This window comes from Rhizobium nepotum 39/7, assembly GCF_000949865.1.
Taxonomy (GTDB): domain Bacteria; phylum Pseudomonadota; class Alphaproteobacteria; order Rhizobiales; family Rhizobiaceae; genus Agrobacterium; species Agrobacterium nepotum.
Window position 1 is genome coordinate 125,907 of sequence record NZ_JWJH01000003.1, and the last position, 18,792, is coordinate 144,698.

The following is an 18,792-nucleotide window of genomic DNA, read 5'->3' on the forward strand; positions in this document are numbered from 1 at the left end:
ATGGCGGAATTTATTCTCACTATGCCCGATGTCGGTGAAGGCGTCGCGGAAGCGGAACTGGTGGAATGGAACGTGAAACCGGGCGATCTCGTCCATGAGGACATGGTGCTGGCCGCAGTGATGACGGATAAAGCTACGGTGGAAATCCCGTCACCTGTGGCCGGCGTCGTCACCTGGCTGGCCGTCGCCGTGGGAAATACGGTGCCGGTGAAGGCACCGCTCGTTCGCATCGAAACCGATGTCTCTGCCGCCACTCCCGATGGCAACGGACCGGAAGCGCCCTCCGACATGACGGAAGCGCCGCCGGTTGTTGAAAGCCCGCCCGCCCGTGAAATCGATGATGCGCCTCCTTCGCCTGAGATCGAGCATCATAAACCTCTGGCGTCCCCCGCCGTTCGCCAACGTGCCGACGATCTCGATATCGATCTTGGACAGGTCAGGGCAACAGGGCCGGACGGGCATATCACCCACGCCGATCTCGATACCTATCTCACCTCGCGGTCAAAGCCAGAACGGCTCGCGCCGATCGTGCCCGGCGACAGCGCTGTGGAAGAGGTGAAGGTGACGGGGCTGAGGCGCAAGATCGCCGAGAAGATGACGCTTTCCGTCTCCCGTATCCCCCACATCACCTATGTCGAGGAAATCGACGTGACGGATCTGGAGGATTTGCGCGCGACCATGAACGGAAACCGCCGTTCCGGACAGCCGAAACTGACGATCCTGCCGTTCCTGATGCGCGCGCTTGTCAGAACGGTTGCCGACCATCCCGGCATGAACGCCACCTTCGATGACGAGAAAGGTGTCGTCAGCCACTACGAAGCGGTTCATATCGGCATTGCCACGCAGACGCCGGCGGGGCTGACAGTCCCGGTCGTTCGCCACACGGAAACGCTCGGTCTTTGGGAATGCGCGTCGGAAGTCGCGCGTGTCGCCGAGGCGGCCCGCACCGGCACTGCGGCGCGCGACGAACTGATGGGGTCCACCATCACCATCAGTTCGCTCGGCGCCTTGGGCGGTGTCGTTTCGACACCCATCATCAATCACCCCGAGGTGGCGATCATCGGCGTCAACAAGATCGCGACGCGGCCGGTCTGGGACGGAACACGTTTCGTACCGCGCAAAATGATGAACCTTTCCTCCAGCTTCGATCACCGGGTTGTCGACGGCTGGGACGCCGCCGTCTTCATCCAGGCCGTCAAGGCGCTGCTGGAAAAGCCCGCGCTGATCTTCATCGACTGACGCGTGCATAGCTTTTTAGCGGGTTGTTTTCGACCTTCACGGAACTGTTTCGGTGTCGGTATAGGCTTGCGTTCGCGATCTTCGGGTATAGAAGAGAAAGAACGAGAAGCGTGTTTTCTCATCGTGATCACAGTGGCGGAAGGGCGCGCTCCGGTGCCCAGCGCTTCGCTGTCCGCCGGCAACCGAATGAAGAAGAAGGTCCTTTCATGAGCACTCCCAAACCCGTTGTCCTGACTATTCTCGATGGCTGGGGACTGAGCGAGGACACGTCCAGCAATGCGCCGGTTCTGGCAAACACGCCCACCATGGACCGGCTTTTCGCCACCTGCCCGAATGCCAGACTGACCACCTTTGGTCCGAATGTCGGCCTGCCCAGCGGGCAGATGGGAAATTCCGAGGTGGGACATACCAATATCGGCGCGGGCCGTATCGTCGCCATGGATCTCGGCCAGATCGATCTGGCGATCGAGGATGGCAGCTTTTTCCAGAATGCCGCGATCCTCGATTTCGCTGCCAAAGTGAAGGCTGCGGGCGGTGTTGCGCATCTGATGTGCGTCGTTTCCGATGGCGGCGTTCACGGCCACATCGTCCACGGTCAGGCGGCGGTGAAGCTCTTGACCGATCTGGGGTTGAAGGTCGTCGTGCATGCCATCACCGATGGCCGCGATGTCGCGCCGCAATCGGCGGAAGGTTTCGTCACTGCCTTTGCGGCCAACCTGCCCGAAGGCGCCAGCATCGGCACCGTGATCGGCCGTTATTATGTGATGGACCGTGACAATCGCTGGGAGCGTGTTGAAAAAGCCTATGACGCCATGGTTCTCGGCAAGGGCGAACATGCGCCTGACGCTGTCAGCGCAGTTGCCGCAAGTTACAAAAACAATGTCACCGACGAATTCATCCTGCCGACGGTGATCGACAATTATGAGGGCTTCAAGGCCGATGACGGCCTCTTCTGCCTGAACTTCCGCGCCGATCGCGCCCGTGAAATCCTGCTCGCAATCGGCGCGGATGATTTCGACGGCTTCAAGCGCGAAAAGCCCGACCTTTCGGCCTTGCTTGGCATGGTGGAATATTCCACCAAACACGCCACCTTCATGGCGACGGCTTATCCCAAGCGCGATATCGCCAATACGCTGGGCGCCTGGGTGGCAAAGCAGGGCTTGCGGCAGTTCCGTCTGGCCGAGACGGAAAAATATCCGCATGTCACCTTCTTCCTGAATGGCGGCAAGGAAGAGCCGGAAGTGGGCGAAGACCGCTTCATGCCGAAATCTCCGAAGGTTGCGACCTACGATTTGCAGCCGGAAATGAGCGCGCCGGAAGTGACGGAAAAATTCGTCGAGGCGATCGGCAAGGGTTACGATCTCATCGTCACCAATTACGCCAATCCTGACATGGTGGGCCATACTGGCGATCTACAGGCTGCGATCAAGGCTTGTGAAGCCGTGGATCGCGGGCTTGCCGCCGTCATTGCCGCGCTGGAAAAGGTCGGCGGCGCCATGCTGGTGATTGCCGACCACGGCAATTGCGAAACCATGGTGGACCCGGTGACCGGTGGCCCGCATACCGCCCATACCACCAATCCGGTGCCGGTTATCCTTTATGGCGGACCTGAAGGTGCAAAGCTGCATGACGGTATTCTCGCCGATGTCGCCCCCACGCTGCTGCAACTGATGAATGTGCCACTGCCTGCGGAAATGACGGGCAAGAGCCTGATCGACCTGTAATCGAACGAGCCTGCGCGCGAGCTTTTTGGCTCACGCGCAGCTGGAGCACGTCCTGTTTGAACGGAATCGTTCGACGTGATCTATCTCTTTGTTTTTACGCATTTTCCGGACGTAAAACCGCTACGCACTCTCCTCCGGCGCACAGAATATGGCATAAAGCGCCTCTATCAGCTGCGCCGCTTTTTCCTCCGCAAGCTTGTAGAAAATCTGTTTGGCTTCACGCCGGGTCTCGACGATGCCGGCTTCCCTCAAGACCCCGAGTTGCTGGGAGAGTGTGGGTTGGCGGATATCCAGCCTGGTCTCCAGTTCGCCGACGGAAAATTCCCCCTGCGCCAGGGTGCAGGCGAGCATCAACCGCGCGGGATGGGCGAGCGTCTTCAGAAGCAGAGCGACCTCTTCAGCACGTTCTTCCAGGGCGGGAAGGGCGATTTCGGTGATGTGCGGGGTCTGTTTCAGCGTGGTTTCCTTCACCATGTGCTGCCCTCCAGCACATCGAGCGGGAATTTGAGGTAACGCTTGCCGTCAGCCTCCGGCTCCGGCAGCCGACCGCCACGGATATTGACCTGCAAGGCGTGCAGAATGAGCTTCGGCATCGGCAAGGTGCGGTCCCTTGCCTCGCGCAGCTGAATGAACCTCTCCTTTGTCATGCCGACCAGATGCGGATTGTTGCGTTTTTGTTCGCCGACGGTGCTTTCCCATTTCGGTGCGCGGCCGCCGGGCTGGTAGTCGTGGCCGGTGAAAAGCCGTGTATCATCGGGAAGGGCAAGTATGTCCTGAATGGACGCCCAAAGCTCTCCGGCGTTGCCGCCGGGAAAATCCGCCCGCGCCGTGCCGGAATCGGGCATGAACAGCGTATCATGCACGAAGGCGGCATCGCCGACGACATAGGTCACGGAGGCTAGCGTGTGACCGGGCGAAAACAGCACGCGCGCCTCGATCGAGCCGATGCTGAAACGGTCTCCCGCTTCAAACAGCCGGTCCCATTGCGAGCCGTCGGTCTCAAGATCGGGCCAATTGTATTTTTCCTGCCAAAGCTTCTGCACGCCGGTTATCCGGGCGCCAATGGCGGTTTTCGCACCGGTCTTCTGCCTGAGATAATGGGCGGCGGAAAAATGGTCGGCGTGCGGATGGGTATCGACAATCCATTCCACCGACAGGCCCTGGTTCGCCACATAATCCAGAATGGCGTCCGCATTCATGGTTCCGGTCGCCCCGGATTTCTCGTCGAAATCATAGATGGGATCGATAATGGCGCAGCGCCTGCTCGCGGGGTCCGCGACGACATATTGCACGCTGCATGTGCGCGGATCGAAGAACGCCTTGATGCGCGGTTTTGCCAAAACTTGCCGCTCCAGCCAGCGGATGGCGCCGGAGAGGTCGAAACCATGTCTCTTGCCGAACGTCTGGATTTCACCCGGTTCCATGCGCCCGTCCAGCGCTTCGCCGAGAACATAGAGCGTGAGCGCACGGGTACCGCCTTTGCAATGAGCGAATACAGGGCCTTCGGCCTCGGTCATCGCCTGCTGGAAGGCACGAATATCGGCCTCGGTAATGGTCGGGCTGCTGACCGGAATGAAACTATAGGCCAGGCCTGCGGCGCTGGCGGCGCTTTTTTCGTGCGCATTGCCCGGCTGGCCGGGTTCTTCGCCGTCCGGCCGGGCATTGATGATGCCTTTATATCCCTTTGCGGAAAGCGATGGAAAGTCGGCGATTTCCGGTTGGCCTGCGACAGTCAGACGGTCGTTGATCCTCACGGCATTCATCGGGATCTCCTGTTGCTTTATAACAATATACCTTATTGTATAATGTATATTGATTGGCCGCAATAGGCGTGAGAAGAAGCTTCAGGACGCGGGCTGGCCTCTGGCGACGAGCTTGCGCCGTGTCGCCTTCCAGCCAAGACAGATTGCCGCGACCAGCAGGGCCAACTGGGCGAGGAGAAATGGCGGCTCGTTGCCGTTCGGCGCCAGTTCGTTCAGCGTTTCGACCTTGAGGAAGGCCTGGACGATCAGCACGAACATATTCAGATAAAGGCCCATCGTGGCGGTGATGGTATAGACGATGCGCGCCCTGCCATTGAGCCCGTATCCGTAAAGCGCCACCAGTGCGACCGCCAGAATGGCGGCCGAGATGATGCCGACGCCAAGCGCCGGTGTGAAGTTGCCGATCGGAAACAGAAAACCGGTGAGCGTGGTGGCGAGCGTCGTGACGAGAAAAAGCGCCGTCATGCGCGGCATCCATCGTCCGGCCGCATAAGCGGGCAGGGCGATCAGTCCGGTTGCTATGCCGATGAGGCTCAAGGCAACGTGCAATGTCGTGAATTGGGGAATGGTCAGTCCGAGGATCATGATGCGTCTCCCTCTATTCGGTTTGAGTTGCACGATACCGGCCGGCGGCAAGTGCATGCGACAGATTGGGCCTCAATGCTGCGCGGGCTGCAAGGAAATTCTCCAGATCGGCGCTGTCCGGCAGGGAAGGAATGGTCAGGGCCTCGCCGAGATCGAGACCGGCAAGGGCGGCGTCCACCATCTCGTTAACGTCCATGACCATGGCAGCCGGAATGGCGTCGAGCCGTTCCTCTTCCCAGATCGCCGTGCGGGTAATGCCCGGCAAGACGCCCTGGACCCGCACGCCGGAAGGGGAAAGCTGGGCGTGCAGCGCCTCGGTGAAGGCGAGAACGAAGGCCTTGGTCGCCGGATAGACGGCGGTAAACGCCGCCGGCATCAGCGCCGTTACCGAGGTGATATTGATGATCGTGCCCTTTCCATCGGCGGCAAGGCGCGGCGCGATCGCCGCCGCAAGCCGGGTGACGGCAAGGATGTTGAGGTTGATCATCGTCGTGACATGGGCCGGATCCAGCGCCGTGATCGGTCCTTCTCCGGCAATGCCGGCATTGTTGACGAGGCCGGTAATCCGCCGGTCTTCGCTCAGCCGGGCCTCGACCTTTTCGAGGCCTTCCGCCCTGGAAAGATCGGCGGCAAGGACTTCGACAGCGACGTGATGATCTTTTTCCAGCTGCTCGGCCAGTGCTTTCAGCTTTTCGACGCGCCGCGCCACGAGGACGAGATCGTGGCCGCGTTTCGCCAGGCGTTCGGCATAGACCGCGCCAATGCCGTCGGATGCACCGGTGATGAGAAACGTACTCTGTGTCATATCCGTGTCTCCTGTGTCCTATGGTTTCAGGCGGTGATGAAGGCGAGAAGGTCGGCGTTAAACCGGTCCTGATAGGTCTGCGTCAGGCCATGGTCGGCACCCTCATAGACTTTGAGCACCGCATGTTTGACGATCTTGACCGTGGAGAGTGCAGAAGCGCCGATCGGCACGATCTGGTCGTCATCGCCGTGCAGCACCAGCGTCGGTTTGTCGAAGGCCTTCAGGTCCTGGTGGAAGTCGCTTTCCGAAAAAGCGCGGATGCTGTCGAGCTGGCCTTTCAGGCCGCCCATCATGCCCTGCCGCCAGAATTCGTCGCGAATGCCTTCAGAAATCGCGGCGCCGTCGCGGTTGTAACCGTAGAAGGGAATGGACAGATCCTTGAAGAACTGGCTGCGATTGTCAAAAGTGCCCTTGCGGATGCCGTCGAAAACATCGATCGGCAGGCCGATGGCATTGCTTTCTGTCTTCAGCATCAACGGCGGCACCGCGCCGATGAGGGCGATCCTGGCGATGCGGGCCGTGCCGTGGCGGCCGATATAACGCGTCACCTCGCCGCCACCGGTGGAATGGCCGACGAGAACGACGTCGTGAAGATCGAGCTGTTCGATCAGTTCGGCCAGATCGTCGGCATATTGATCCATGGTATTGTTGTGCCAGACCTGATCGGAGCGGCCATGGCTGCGGCGATCGTGGGCGATGGTGCGGAAACCGTGATTGGCGAAGAACACCATCTGCGCATCCCATGCATCGGCGCTGAGCGGCCAGCCGTGGGAAAAGATGATGGGCTTGCCGTCTTTCGGGCCCCAGTCCTTGTAGAAGATGTGCGTTCCGTCTCTGGTGGTTATCGTTGTCATGGCTCTCTCTCCTGTTGCGGGTGGTTTGCTTGCGTCCCGTGGGAATAGAGATACTCTGGAGACAGCCGGGGCTGGATTGGCGCTTCTGACAGAAAACGAGCCGAAACTGACAAAACGGGGATACGGGGCATGGCGGGTGTTGCGGGAAGCGCGCTGGAAGTCGGTTTGGTCCTCTATCGGGACTGTCAGGTCGCCATGGTGCACGGCATCACCGACCTTTTTGGCATCGCCTCGGTCTTTTCAGAGGATCGCGGCGGACCGAAATTGCGGGTCAGCCACTGGAGCATGGCCGAGGGCGGCGGTTTTTCCCGCAGCCATGACACCGATCCGGGCAGACCGGGACATCCCGATATCTTCGTCGTGCCCGGCCGGCTGACCGGGCCTGCCGAAATCGACGAGGCCGAGCCCTATGCCCGTTGGCTGCTGGACCGGCATGCGCATGGCGCGACGCTAGCCGCCAGTTGCGGCGGCTCCTTCATCATCGCCGCGACCGGTCTCCTGTCCGGCCGCCCGGCCACGACCCACTGGATGTTTGCCGAACCGTTTCGCGAGCGTTTTCCCGATGTCCGTCTGGAGGTAGACAAGATCGTCATTGAGGATGGCGACATCATCACCGCCGGCGGGTTGATGGCATGGACCGATCTCGGCATGCGCATCGTCGACCGCCTGCTCGGACCTTCGGTCATGATCGAGACCGGCAAGTTCCTGCTGATCGACCCTTCAGGACGGGAACAGCGACATTACAGCAGTTTTGCGCCGAGGCTGATGCATGGCGACGAGCCGATCCTGAAGGTGCAGCACTGGCTGCAGGCGCGGGCGGGGCGAGCCACCAGCGTAACCGATATGGCCACACATGCCGGGTTGGAGGAGCGGACCTTTCTGCGCCGTTTCAAGGCCGCAACCGGCCTGAAACCCATCGAATATGTTCAACATCTGCGTGTCGGCAAGGCGCGGGAACTGCTGGAATTCACCCGCCGTTCGGTAGACCAGATCGCCTGGTCGGTGGGATACGAGGATGCCGCCGCCTTTCGCCGCGTGTTTCACCGTATTCTAGGCCTTTCGCCGGGCGAATATAGAAACCGCTTTTCCAGCGGTTCGGCAATGGCGGCCGCCTGACGGCGGATGCCGCTTTTGCGGTATCGCCCGCTTGGCAATGGGGAGGGCGAGAAGCGCGGCTCTTGCAATGTGGCAGGTGTTTGCTAACATGCCAGACAAGTTTAAAACAGGTGGGCCGGAATGGACGTTGAGAGCAGCACGAAGCAGGTATCGCTCGCGGCGAAAATCAGTTCGGCATTAAGGCGGGATTTGTCGGAGGGTGTGTTCCGCCCCGGTGACCGCCTTCCGAGCGAGAGCGCACTGACACGCGAATATTCCGTCAGCCGCACGGTGGTTCGGGAGGCAATCGCCATTCTGCGTGCCGATGGTCTTGTTGAGGCTCGTAAGGGAGCAGGCGTTTTCGCCATCGAGACGAAACCGGCCAAGGAGGTGCCTTTCAACGATCTGGCGGTGGGGCGGATCTCTTCTGTGATCGAATTGCTGGAATTGCGCACCGTCTTCGAGGTCGAATCCGCGGGGCTTGCGGCATCGCGTCGTTCCGCCGTGCAGGTGGAGACGATTGTCGATGCGCATCGGCGTGTCGGTGACTGTCTTTCCGCTGGATTGCCGACACGGGACGCCGATTTCGAGTTCCATCTGGCGATTGCGCAGGCGACGCAGAACAGGCGTTTCCCCGAGTTTCTTCAACTCATCCGCTCCGGCATCATTCCCCGTGGCGAGTTGCAGGGTGCAGCGCCCGGTTCGCGTCCGAAGGACTACAACCTTCATCTCCAGGAGGAGCATGCGAAGATCGTAGACGCCATCATTGAAGGTGATGCCGATGCCGCGCGCCAATATATGGCGGCGCATCTGCGCGGCAGTCTTGAACGTTACAAGGTGCTTCTGCGTTCCAGAACCGCCGCAGAATAACCTGGAAAGACGTTCTTCTTCAGCGGTTTACGTGCTTGCCCGTCGATAGAAGGCCAGAGAGGCGGCAAACGTCAGAAGCGCGCCGCCGCAAATTCGGTCGAGCCACAGCGCTCCGGATTTCCGCAATAATCTGACGGCCTGCGAGCCGAGCAGGGCATATCCGAACATCACGATGAAATCGATGCTGGCAAAGACCAGCGCAAGCACCGCATATTGCTGGATCTGCGGCATTGCCAGATCGATGAATTGCGGCAGGAAGGCCGAAAAGAACAGATATCCCTTGGGGTTGGTCACCGCCACAAGGAAGCTCTTGAGGAAAATCGAGCGGGCGGAAGTGGCTCCGGTTGCGGCTGCCGATTGAAGAGCGCCATCAAGCGACCCTCTGGAGCGCAAAAGCATGATGCCGAGGAAAGCAAGATAACAAATGCCGACCCATTTAATGACGCCGAACCAGAATTCCGAGGCGGCGAGCAAGGCTCCCAATCCCAGCGCAACAGCGCCGATCAGGACGAAATCGGAGAGAACAGCACCGGCCATGCCGATCAGGGCGCGGCGAACCCCGAACCGTGAGCCATTCGCGAGCGCCAGCAAAACCGTTGGGCCGGGCGTCGCAATGCCGATAAAGGCGACCAAGGCAAATGCCAGAAGTGTCATCTCCGCCATTTTTTCCCTCCCCCTGAAGCCGCGATGTAGCCGGTATCATCGCTGGACTGATTTCTCCGCAGGCATTTTTCGCAGCTGAAGAGTACAGGTTTTTGCGATCGCGGCAACGTGCGTGATTTCTGTTCCGGCGAAGGAAAGAACGGTTGGTTTCCGGGGCGAAACGCCGCCTCCGGAGGGCAGCGCCGCTGCCCGGTTCCGGGATTTCCAGGCCTCGCTGCGGCATCAAATTTGCCGGCATATGCTTGACAGCCTCCAACACCTGTGACAACTTGTGAATAGTTGTCAGACAGGATTACGCCTTCGTTCTTTTGCGCAATCGACTTCTGGCAAGGGAGGAATCATGCCAAAAAGACGCCTTTCGCTGTATGGCTTGTCCGGCCAGATCGGAAGTATTGCGGTCACGCTGCTCGGATTGCTGCTGCTGACCTTTTTCATCGGCCGCCTGATGCCCGCCGATCCGGTGCGGGCGATCGTCGGCGAGGACGCGACCCGCGAAACCTATGAGCAGGTTTACCATGCGCTCGGTTTTGACCGTCCGCTATGGCAACAGTTCATCTATTATCTAGGCGACGTCTTCACCGGCGATTTCGGAACGTCGATCCGTACCGGTCGCCCCGTCATCGAAGATATAATACGAGTGATGCCGGCGACGATGGAGCTTGCGACCTTCGCGATCCTGATTGGCGCCGGCCTTGGAATTCCCATGGGCGTCTATGCCGCCGTCAAGAAAGACCGCTGGCAGGACCATCTCGTGCGGGTGCTCAGCCTGTTCGGCCATTCCATGCCGATTTTCTGGACCGGCATGATCGCGCTGATCGTTTTTTACGCCCATCTCGGGCTTGTCGGCGGTGGTGGCCGCATGGACCAGTTCTATATCGGTCTCGTGGAGGAGCGGACGGGCTTCCTGCTGATCGACAGCCTGCTCGCGGGCGATATGGAAGTCTTCTGGTCTGCCATCAATCACCTCATCCTTCCCGCCGCTCTGCTGGGTTATTCGTCGTCGGCCTATATCACCCGCATGACGCGCAGCTTCATGCTCGACCAGCTAGGGCAGGAATATGTGACGACCGCCCGCGTCAAAGGCCTGTCGCAACGGCAAACGGTTTGGCTGCACGCTTTCGGCAATATCCGCGTGCAGCTGGTCACCATCATCGCCCTTGCTTACGGCTCACTGCTGGAAGGCGCTGTCCTTATCGAGACCGTCTTCGCCTGGCCGGGTTTCGGCCAATATCTCACCAGCAATCTTATCATCGGCGACATGAATGCCGTGATGACCTGCGTACTCATCGTCGGCGTCATCTTCATCGGGCTCAATCTCCTGTCCGACATTCTCTACCGCTTTTTCGATCCGAGGACCCGCTGATGACAGCCCGTGCTGAAACCTCCCTGCGTCTTCCCGTGCCGTTGAACGCGCTGAAGAACATCCTTGTCTTCCTGCTGAAAAGCCCGACATCGGCTTTCGGCCTGGCTGTCTTGCTGCTTCTCGTCATCGCGGCGGTTTTCGCGCCCTGGCTTGCGACGCATGATCCTTATGTGCAGGATCTCGCCAATACGCTGCAACCGCCAGGCAACGGCCATTTCTTCGGCACGGACGAGCTTGGACGCGATATCTACAGCCGCCTTCTCTGGGGCGCGCGCATCACCCTCACCATCATTTCGCTGGTGTCGATCATCGTCGGTCCGGTCGGTCTTCTGGTCGGCACGGCCTCGGGTTATCTCGGCGGCAAGTTCGATACGGTGATGATGCGCATCACGGATATTTTCCTGTCGTTCCCGAGCCTCATCCTGTCGCTGGCCTTCGTGGCGGCGCTTGGGCCCAGTCTCAACAATGCGATTATCGCGATCGCGCTCACCTCATGGCCGCCGATCGCACGTCTCGCCCGCGCCGAGGCGATGACGTTCCGCAAGGCGGATTATATCGCCGCCGCAAGGCTTCAGGGCGCCTCGCCACTGCGCATCATCGTCGAGTCGATCATGCCGATGTGCCTGCCTTCGGTTCTGATCCGCCTGACGCTGAACATGGCGACCGTCATTCTGACTGCCGCCGGCCTCGGTTTCCTCGGTCTCGGCGCGCAACCGCCGCTGCCGGAATGGGGGGCGATGATCGCCACCGGTCGGCGCTACATGCTCGACAGCTGGTGGCTCGTCACCTTTCCCGGTGTTGCGATCCTTTCCGTCAGCCTCGCCTTCAACCTTCTGGGTGACGGTCTGCGGGATGCGCTCGATCCGAAGCAGATGAACCGGAAATAGGGCCATGGACAAACCAATCCTCGACGTCGAAAATCTTCGCATCCGTTATGGCGGTTCGCCCACCGAGGCCGTGCGCGGCATCTCCTTTACCCTTGGCCGGGAACGGCTTGGCATTGTCGGCGAAAGCGGCTCGGGCAAGTCCACCGTCGGCAGGGCTCTGCTGCGCCTCCTGCCATCGGCGACGATCACCGCCGACAGGCTTGATTTCGACGGTCTCGATCTTCTGTCGCTCAGTGAGAAAGAGATGCTGAAGGTTCGCGGACGGCGTATGTCGATGATCCTTCAGGATCCCAAGTTCTCCCTCAACCCCATCCGCCGCGTCGGCGATCAGGTGACGGAAACCTATCTACGTCATTTTAAGGCATCGAAATCGGAAGCTCGGGAAAAGGCGCTCGCCATGCTCGACGCGGTGAAGATCCGCGACGCCGAACGCGTCTACGAGCAATATCCGCATGAGATTTCCGGCGGCATGGGCCAGCGTGTCATGATTGCCATGATGCTGCTTGCCGATCCCGATCTCGTCATTGCCGACGAGCCGACCTCCGCGCTGGATGTGACGGTACGACTTCAAGTTCTGAACATTCTCGACAGCCTTGTGCGGGATCGCGGCATCGGCCTGATCATGATCAGCCATGACCTCAATCTCGTGCGCAATTTCTGCGATCGGGTTCTCATCATGTATTCCGGCCGGGTGGTGGAAACGCTTGCCGCGCGCGATCTCGATCAGGCGCAGCATCCCTATACGCGTGGCCTTTTGGCGGCGCAGCCGCGCATCGGTGGCACGCGCGCGCCGCTCGCGGTGCTGGATCGCCGTCCCGAGTGGCTGGAGGAGAAAGTATAATGGCCGTTTCCGTTGAAACCCGCGATCTTTCCATCACCTTCGGCAGTGGCCACACGGCTCTGAAAGTGCTGCCCTCCGTGTCCTTCCGTGTCGAGCCGGGCGAGTGCTTCGGGCTGGTCGGCGAAAGCGGTTCGGGGAAATCCACCGTATTACGCTGCGTGTCGATGTTGAACGATTTCTGGAGTGGCGAAATTCTCATCAACGGCCAATCGGTTCGCGACATGCCGCTGATCGAGCGATGCCGCACGTTGCAGATGGTGTTTCAGGATCCCTATGGATCGCTGCATCCCCGCCAGTCGGTGCGCACCGTGCTGTCGGAATCGCTCTCGATCCACAAGCTCGGCGACCGCGAAGAGCGCATGCGCAAGGTGATTACGGATGTCGGCCTGCCCGTGTCGTTTCTGGACCGCTTCCCGCATCAGCTTTCCGGCGGCCAGCGGCAGCGCGTGGCGATTGCCCGTGCGCTGATCCTTGAACCGTCGCTGCTTCTGCTTGATGAGCCGACGTCTGCGCTCGATGTTTCGGTGCAGGCGGAAATCCTCAACCTGTTGCAGCGCCTGCGCGAGGAACGGGGTTTCACCTATATTATGGTGACCCACGATCTCGCCGTTGTCGATCACATGTGCGACCGCTTCGCTGTGATGCTGCGCGGTGAAATTACCGAAATCCTGCCGCGCGAGGCCATCGCCGGCAATGGCGCGACACATCCCTATGCGCGCGAACTGATCGGCGCCTCACTGGAATATGAAGGCGCGTGAGAGCTTCAAGAACGTGATCGCCTTCCTCCGGGGCGTCACGCATAATAAAATCCTCCTTCCTTGCCCGGCCTCAGTGCCGGGCAATTTTTTTGGATGGCGGGCCGCCAATTCCGCCTAGGCTGCTGACAAAGTACGAGACCCTCTCTTCCGTCATGCCGGACTTGATCCGGCATCCAGCCACGGCGCCTCTGCGCCGTGGAAAGACTCTTTCGCGATCAAGGACTTGATCGCACTAGACCCCGGATCTAGTGCGGGGTGACGGGGTTCTGATGCTGCGCTTTCGCCAACACGTCGGATTTATGGGACCTTGTTGCCAGTAAAAAGGCGCGGGAGTTAGCCGCGCCTTCTTTCCATTCGCATATGGTGTGGGATCACCGCTCCTTGCGGACGTCTTCAAAGCGCGAGAGCCAGGGGCTGACGATCATGCCCTTGATATCGCTGCGGAAGGCAGCAGTGTCGACGACTTCGGAGAAGGGCTGAATGGACATGACGATTTCGTCCATATAGGCCTGCAAATCTTCGTAGAGCTTTGCCTGTTTCGTCGCGTCGCGCTCGACAAGGGCTTCTTCGATCATCTTGTTCAGCTTTTCATCGAAGAAGCTCGTGCGCCAGCTCTGGTAGTTGGTGAGCTTGGCGTCGTCCGCATTGTTCGGATTATAGGCGATGGAGCGAAGGTTGTTGTCCGGATGCGGCTGCTGGCCGCCGCCGCCACGACCGAGAAGCAGTTCGAAATTGCGCTCGCGCATCGCGCCGTAGATCTGGTCGCCGGAGCCGCTGATCAGTTCGGCCTGAATGCCGGCCTGGGCCAGCGTGTTCTGGATTGCCGTTGCCGCTTTCATGAAGGGGTCTTCTGAAAGCACGCGCAGCGTCGTCTTGAAACCGTTTGGATAGCCGGCTTCAGCCAGGAGCGCCTTGGCTTTTGCGATATCGAGCTTGTATCCCTGATCGGGCAGCGCGCCCATCACGCCGGTGCTGAGAGAACGCTGATGCAGCTTGCCGTAATAAGGCATGACCGCCTTGTCGAGGCCGTCGTAGTCGATCAGGTAACGCAGGGCCTCGCGTACTTTCTTGTTCGCGAACTTCTCATCCTTCATCGACACGCTGAGGTAATAAAAACCGGAGCCGGGTGTGGATTCGATGGCGATGGCCTTGTCTGCTTCCAGCGACTTCAGGTCTGGCGCCTGCAGGGAGTAAGCGACGTCGATATCCCCCTTTTCCAGCATCAGCCGCTGTGATTGAGATTCGGGCAGATGGCGCATCAGGACGCGCTTCATCTGGGCTTTTTCGCCCCAGTAATCGTCGTTGCGGGTGAGGATGATATATTCGTTGGATTTCCACTGCGTAAGCTTGAAGGGGCCTGATCCTGCCGAATTGAGTGTCAGCCACGCGCCGCCGAGATCGCCGTCCTTTTCATTGGCAAGCGCCGTCTGGCTGTCGATGATCGAGCCGGGACCGTTTTGCCCGAGGATCATCAAAAGCAGATTGGGATCATCCGGCTTTGGAATATTCAGCACGAAGGTCTGGTCGTTTTCGGCAACGAAGAGCTTGTCGGCATCTTCCAGCTTGAAACCACGCGTTTTCAGGAATGACGATTGCGCCAGATTGCGGGCGAGCAGGCGTTTCAGGCTCCAGGCCACGTCTTTTGCCGTCACGGCGTTGCCGGATGCGAATTTGGCGTCGCCGCGCAGATGGAAACGGATCGATTTCCGGTCTTCGGCGATTTCCCAGCGTTCGGCAAGGCGGGGCTGTACGCTGCGATCTTTGGGTGAAAGCACGACCAGCGTGTCGTAGATGTTATTCAGAACCTGCACCGTCTCGCGGCCGGTAATGGCGGCGGGGTCAAGGGTCAGGATATTGCTCATGGTCGTAGCGACGATGAGCTGGTCTTTCGGCGTTTCGGCAAAGACGCTGAGCGGCATAGCGCCGATCAGCAATGCGCCCAGTGCGGCGGTTGCAAGAAAATGTTTCATTTTTCCTCCCATATGGCCGGTTCATACGGCCTTCCACGTTTCGATCCGCGCGCCTGTTCCTCCACAGGCTCCGCATGATCAGCCAAGAATGTCTCTGACCGGAGCGGCGAGCGCCCGGCCGATCGCGGCCGTTGCCGGCGCTTCCAGATGCACGCCATCCACGGGCGACGCGCTGGCGACCGATCCGGCATCGAAGAAGTCATGTCCGAGTTCGGCGGCGAGTTTGCGGTAAAGCGGCGCGAGCCGCAGCGATTGCTCGATATCGCGCCCGCCTGCGGGTTCTCCGCCAGGACCTGCGACGCAGGGCGGCGGCGCGACGATCAGAAGTTTTGGCACTGCTTCTCGCGGCTTGTAGATAAAGGTCTCGACGATTTGCGCCAGCCGCCGCATGCCGGAAACGGCGGCTTCCGCGCGCCCGCCATGCACCGGTTTGATGTCGTTGGTGCCGAGCATGATGATGACGAGATCGAGCGGCATATGGCACGAAAGCGCCACTTCAAGCGCGCGGACACCATTGCGGCAGGCGGGACCGGCATGGTCGTCATAACAGGTGGTGCGCCCGCCCAGCCCTTCGGAATGAACCTTTGCCTTTCCGGAAAGCTCGGCTTCCAGCACCTCCGGCCAGCGATATGTGGCCGGGTGCCTCAGGCCCGTGGCCGGGTCCGCACCCCAGGTGAGGCTGTCTCCAAAGGCGAGCACCGTTTTCATCGCCCGTTACCTCACCCGGTTATTGTCGATGAAGGTAAAATCGATATCCTCGCCAAGGCCCGGCCGGTTGGGAACGTGGACGAAGCCGTCGCTATCCATCGGGTCGGACAGCGACTTCAGATAGTCGTGGCCGTCATCATATTCGAGGAAGGGATGTAAGAGGCCGCGCTCGTACCAGCGGCAATTCTTGGTGGCGGCGACCACATGCAGGTTCATGGCCGTGTTGCCGTGCACCTCGCATTCCATGCCGAAGGCTTCGGCCAGATGCATGGTCTTGAGCGCCGGTGTGATGCCGCCGACATCGTTGACGCCGGTGCGAAGAATATCGCAGGCGCCGGCCTTGATCCATTCCGCGCGATGCCAATGTTTGCCGGCCGCGCTTTCCGGGCCGACGACCGGAATATCGAGATTGTCGGAGAGCCACTTGTAGGAGGATAACGACTGCTCATCCATCGGCTCCTCGATCCAGTCGAAGCCGAGCTTCTCCAGTCCGCGCCCGAGCGCCAGCGCATCGGTGCGGGAATACCAGTGAAAGGCGTCGATCATCAGGCGAATATCGGGGCCGACGGCCTCGCGCACGGCCGCGCAGGCCTTGATATCCATCTTCACATCCGGCGCCCAGCTCACCGGCGGCATCCATGTGTGCAGCTTGATGCCCTTGTAGCCGCGCTTCACCAGCGTTTCGGCAAAGCGGCCGTAGTCTTCAGGAGTTGCAAGCCCGCCTTCCAGCTCGTCGCCGCACATGATGGAGCCATAGGCGAGCACCTTGTCGCGATAACCGCCGATCAACTTGTATACAGGTTGCCCGAGGCTGCGGCCGGCAAGGTCCCAGAGCGCGCAATCCACTACCGCTAGCGTGCGGTCCGTCAGCTGCGCGGCCGAGCCGCGTTGCCAGTGGGCAAGGTCCTGCCACAGGCGTTCCCGGTCGCGATGGTCTTCGCCGATCAGGACTTTTTTTACGAATTTTTCGATGACGTGTGGGCGAACGATCTCCGGCGCGGTGAAGGAATGCCCTTCCTGACCGTCTTCCGTGCGGATGGTCAGCATGGCCTGTTCCACCTGATGCGCCGGGCCCGGATGTGCGTGACCGGCACTGTCCGAGTGCCGACGGGTCGTCGTGCGGAAAACACGGACCTCGACGTCGGTGATGATCATAATTCCTCCCTCATGCAGGTATCGCAGCGTTCGTTGTTGCTGCAATGTCATACATGTCTGCATTATTTGTCAACATGTATGGTAACCTGTATTACATGTATGGGAGGGAAATCAAGGGTATTTGCGCAAAGCCGATAATGACGGCGCTATCGGCCGAGTGATTTTTGGTCGGGGGAGGGGCAGCCCTTGCCTTGAAAGAGGGCGGGCGGATATGGCGAATGTTCTCAGAAATAATCCATAATTTTAGTAGATTATTGAATCGCGCAACGATCTTTCAACAATCGCCAGGACTATAAAAGACCATGCTGTGCCAGCGATGTCGGTCATCGTGCATTCTGTCTTGCGTATGCGCGGCACGGGAGGATGGCCGCACCTGCGCTGCCTGAGCCTCATCTTGCCGCAACAATCATTTCCGGATGCACACCATGCCCCTTTCCCATATTTCCCATTTCGCTTTTCTGGTTCCCGGCAATTATCACGATGATGATCCTGCGCAGGGGCTGGAGGAAACCCTGCAGCTTTTCGAGACCGGGGAGGCGCTGGGCTATAACAGCGCCTGGGTTCGCCAGCGCCATCTGGAGCGCGGCGTATCCTCGGCCGCCACTTTTCTGGCGGCTGCGTCGCAGCGCACCAAGCGGATTGGGCTTGGCACCGCCGTCATTCAGCTCGGTTACGAAAATCCTTTCAGGCTGGCCGAAGATCTCGCCACAGTGGATATCCTGTCACATGGGCGACTGAATGTCGGCGTTTCAGTGGGCGCGCCGCCCTTCGCCCATCTCATTTCGGACTATGTCGATACTGCACCCGATGCGGATTACAGCCATGCCCGCGCCGAGAAGCTCGCCAGGGCCTTGAGGTCGGAACCGCTGTCCAGCGAGACTGAGGCGGGTAATGCGGCCGGCGCGCAAGTGCCGCGCCTTCGACCCTTCGCCAGGGGTTTGACCGATCGTCTGTGGTATGGTGGCGGATCGCAGAATTCCGCGCGCTGGGCGGGAAAGGCGGGCTTCAATCTGCTGACCGGCAATATCGTCAGCGGTGAAGATACCGATGATTTTCTGACAGCGCAGGCAGCGCTGGTCAGCCGCTTCCGACAGGAATGGGCGCATGAACGTCAGCCGCGTGTTGCCCTTGGTCGCGTAATCCTGCCGACCGATAGCGCCAGCCCGGCGACACGCCGCCGTTATGTGGAATTTGTCGCCGAGCGCGACAAGCGAACGCATGCGCCGCATGGTGCGCGACGCACGCTTTTTCTGTCCGATATCGTTGGAACAACCGACGAAATTCTGGAAAAGCTGTCGCGGGATCCCGTTCTGCCGCACGTCTCGGAACTCAGGCTGGAACTACCCTATGAATTCCAGCCGGAAGATTATCGCCAGATCGTCGCGGATTTCGCGTCCGTCGTGCCGCAGCTTTCTGGCGGAAAGCCCGTTTTGAGAGCGGCAACGGGCCAATAAGGTTATCACAACGCCGCCATTCCCGCGCCGAGCAAGGGAATGGCGGGCGATGGGACCG

18 protein-coding genes are annotated in these 18,792 nt (G+C 60.0%); 9 read left to right on the plus strand and 9 right to left on the minus strand.

All coding sequences use genetic code 11. The features are described from left to right. Positions 1-1,239 carry a dihydrolipoamide acetyltransferase family protein gene (locus RS75_RS03800; protein WP_045017511.1) on the plus strand — a complete coding sequence of 413 codons (1,239 nt, stop codon included), beginning with the start codon at positions 1-3 and terminating at the stop codon, positions 1,237-1,239. Positions 1,240-1,445: 206 nt separating this feature from the next. Beyond that, positions 1,446-2,963 carry a 2,3-bisphosphoglycerate-independent phosphoglycerate mutase gene (gpmI, locus tag RS75_RS03805; RefSeq protein ID WP_045017512.1) on the plus strand — a complete coding sequence of 506 codons (1,518 nt, stop codon included), beginning with the start codon at positions 1,446-1,448 and terminating at the stop codon, positions 2,961-2,963. Between the two features lie 120 nt (positions 2,964-3,083). On the opposite strand, the gene bigR is transcribed toward gpmI, so the two are convergent. The 5 genes from bigR to RS75_RS03830 all read right to left on the minus strand — a co-directional run bounded on the left by bigR (position 3,084) and on the right by RS75_RS03830 (position 6,970). Next, a complete protein-coding gene (bigR, locus tag RS75_RS03810) occupies positions 3,084-3,437 on the minus strand; it encodes a sulfite-sensing transcriptional repressor BigR (RefSeq protein ID WP_045017513.1) in 354 nt (117 codons plus the stop codon). Continuing rightward, entirely contained in the window at positions 3,431-4,726 is a 1,296-nt protein-coding gene (blh, locus tag RS75_RS03815) for a bifunctional sulfur transferase/dioxygenase Blh (RefSeq protein WP_045017514.1), read from the minus strand. The genes bigR and blh overlap by 7 nt, the downstream gene beginning before the upstream one ends. Positions 4,727-4,807: 81 nt before the next feature. Then, positions 4,808-5,311, minus strand: coding sequence for a hypothetical protein (locus RS75_RS03820; protein WP_045017515.1), 504 nt, complete (start codon positions 5,309-5,311; stop codon positions 4,808-4,810). Between the two features lie 13 nt (positions 5,312-5,324). Next, positions 5,325-6,116, minus strand: a complete 792-nt coding sequence (locus RS75_RS03825) for an SDR family NAD(P)-dependent oxidoreductase (RefSeq protein WP_045017522.1) — start codon at positions 6,114-6,116, stop codon at positions 5,325-5,327. 26 nt (positions 6,117-6,142) lie between these two features. Next, positions 6,143-6,970 carry an alpha/beta fold hydrolase gene (locus RS75_RS03830; RefSeq protein ID WP_045017523.1) on the minus strand — a complete coding sequence of 276 codons (828 nt, stop codon included), beginning with the start codon at positions 6,968-6,970 and terminating at the stop codon, positions 6,143-6,145. Between the two features lie 129 nt (positions 6,971-7,099). Here RS75_RS03830 and RS75_RS03835 point away from each other — a divergent pair, with 129 nt between their 5' ends. Continuing rightward, positions 7,100-8,086 carry a GlxA family transcriptional regulator gene (locus tag RS75_RS03835; RefSeq protein WP_045017525.1) on the plus strand — a complete coding sequence of 329 codons (987 nt, stop codon included), beginning with the start codon at positions 7,100-7,102 and terminating at the stop codon, positions 8,084-8,086. A 120-nt stretch (positions 8,087-8,206) separates the two neighbouring features. Continuing rightward, positions 8,207-8,935 carry a FadR/GntR family transcriptional regulator gene (locus RS75_RS03840; protein WP_045017528.1) on the plus strand — a complete coding sequence of 243 codons (729 nt, stop codon included), beginning with the start codon at positions 8,207-8,209 and terminating at the stop codon, positions 8,933-8,935. Positions 8,936-8,962: 27 nt separating this feature from the next. Here the strand turns inward: RS75_RS03840 and RS75_RS03845 are convergent, their stop codons facing one another. Then, on the minus strand, positions 8,963-9,598 hold the full coding sequence (locus RS75_RS03845) for a LysE family translocator (RefSeq protein ID WP_045017530.1): 636 nt from the start codon (positions 9,596-9,598) through the stop codon (positions 8,963-8,965). 340 nt (positions 9,599-9,938) lie between these two features. On the opposite strand from RS75_RS03845, the gene RS75_RS03850 reads away from it, so the two are divergent. From RS75_RS03850 to RS75_RS03865, 4 genes are read left to right on the plus strand one after another with little or no spacing between them, the layout of a single operon-like run. Next, on the plus strand, positions 9,939-10,961 hold the full coding sequence (locus RS75_RS03850) for an ABC transporter permease (protein WP_045017533.1): 1,023 nt from the start codon (positions 9,939-9,941) through the stop codon (positions 10,959-10,961). Continuing rightward, a complete protein-coding gene (locus tag RS75_RS03855) occupies positions 10,961-11,848 on the plus strand; it encodes an ABC transporter permease (RefSeq protein WP_045017534.1) in 888 nt (295 codons plus the stop codon). The genes RS75_RS03850 and RS75_RS03855 overlap by 1 nt, the downstream gene beginning before the upstream one ends. 4 nt (positions 11,849-11,852) lie before the next feature. Further along, entirely contained in the window at positions 11,853-12,689 is an 837-nt protein-coding gene (locus RS75_RS03860) for an ABC transporter ATP-binding protein (RefSeq protein WP_045017536.1), read from the plus strand. Further along, positions 12,689-13,447 (plus strand): ABC transporter ATP-binding protein, encoded by a 759-nt coding sequence (locus RS75_RS03865; RefSeq protein ID WP_045017538.1) that lies wholly within the window; start codon positions 12,689-12,691, stop codon positions 13,445-13,447. The genes RS75_RS03860 and RS75_RS03865 overlap by 1 nt, the downstream gene beginning before the upstream one ends. Positions 13,448-13,818: 371 nt before the next feature. Here the strand turns inward: RS75_RS03865 and RS75_RS03870 are convergent, their stop codons facing one another. The 3 genes from RS75_RS03870 to RS75_RS03880 form a co-directional block, all read right to left on the minus strand. Continuing rightward, the gene (locus tag RS75_RS03870; RefSeq protein ID WP_045017540.1) at positions 13,819-15,417 is read right to left on the minus strand and encodes an ABC transporter substrate-binding protein; all 1,599 of its coding nucleotides are present in this window, start codon (positions 15,415-15,417) and stop codon (positions 13,819-13,821) included. Between the two features lie 78 nt (positions 15,418-15,495). After that, positions 15,496-16,125, minus strand: a complete 630-nt coding sequence (locus RS75_RS03875) for an SGNH/GDSL hydrolase family protein (RefSeq protein ID WP_045017542.1) — start codon at positions 16,123-16,125, stop codon at positions 15,496-15,498. 6 nt (positions 16,126-16,131) lie between these two features. After that, on the minus strand, positions 16,132-17,280 hold the full coding sequence (locus RS75_RS03880) for a mandelate racemase family protein (protein ID WP_045017543.1): 1,149 nt from the start codon (positions 17,278-17,280) through the stop codon (positions 16,132-16,134). Positions 17,281-17,705: 425 nt separating this feature from the next. Here RS75_RS03880 and RS75_RS03885 point away from each other — a divergent pair, with 425 nt between their 5' ends. Next, positions 17,706-18,734 (plus strand): LLM class flavin-dependent oxidoreductase, encoded by a 1,029-nt coding sequence (locus RS75_RS03885; protein ID WP_045017858.1) that lies wholly within the window; start codon positions 17,706-17,708, stop codon positions 18,732-18,734. The last annotated feature ends 58 nt before the right edge of the window (positions 18,735-18,792 follow it).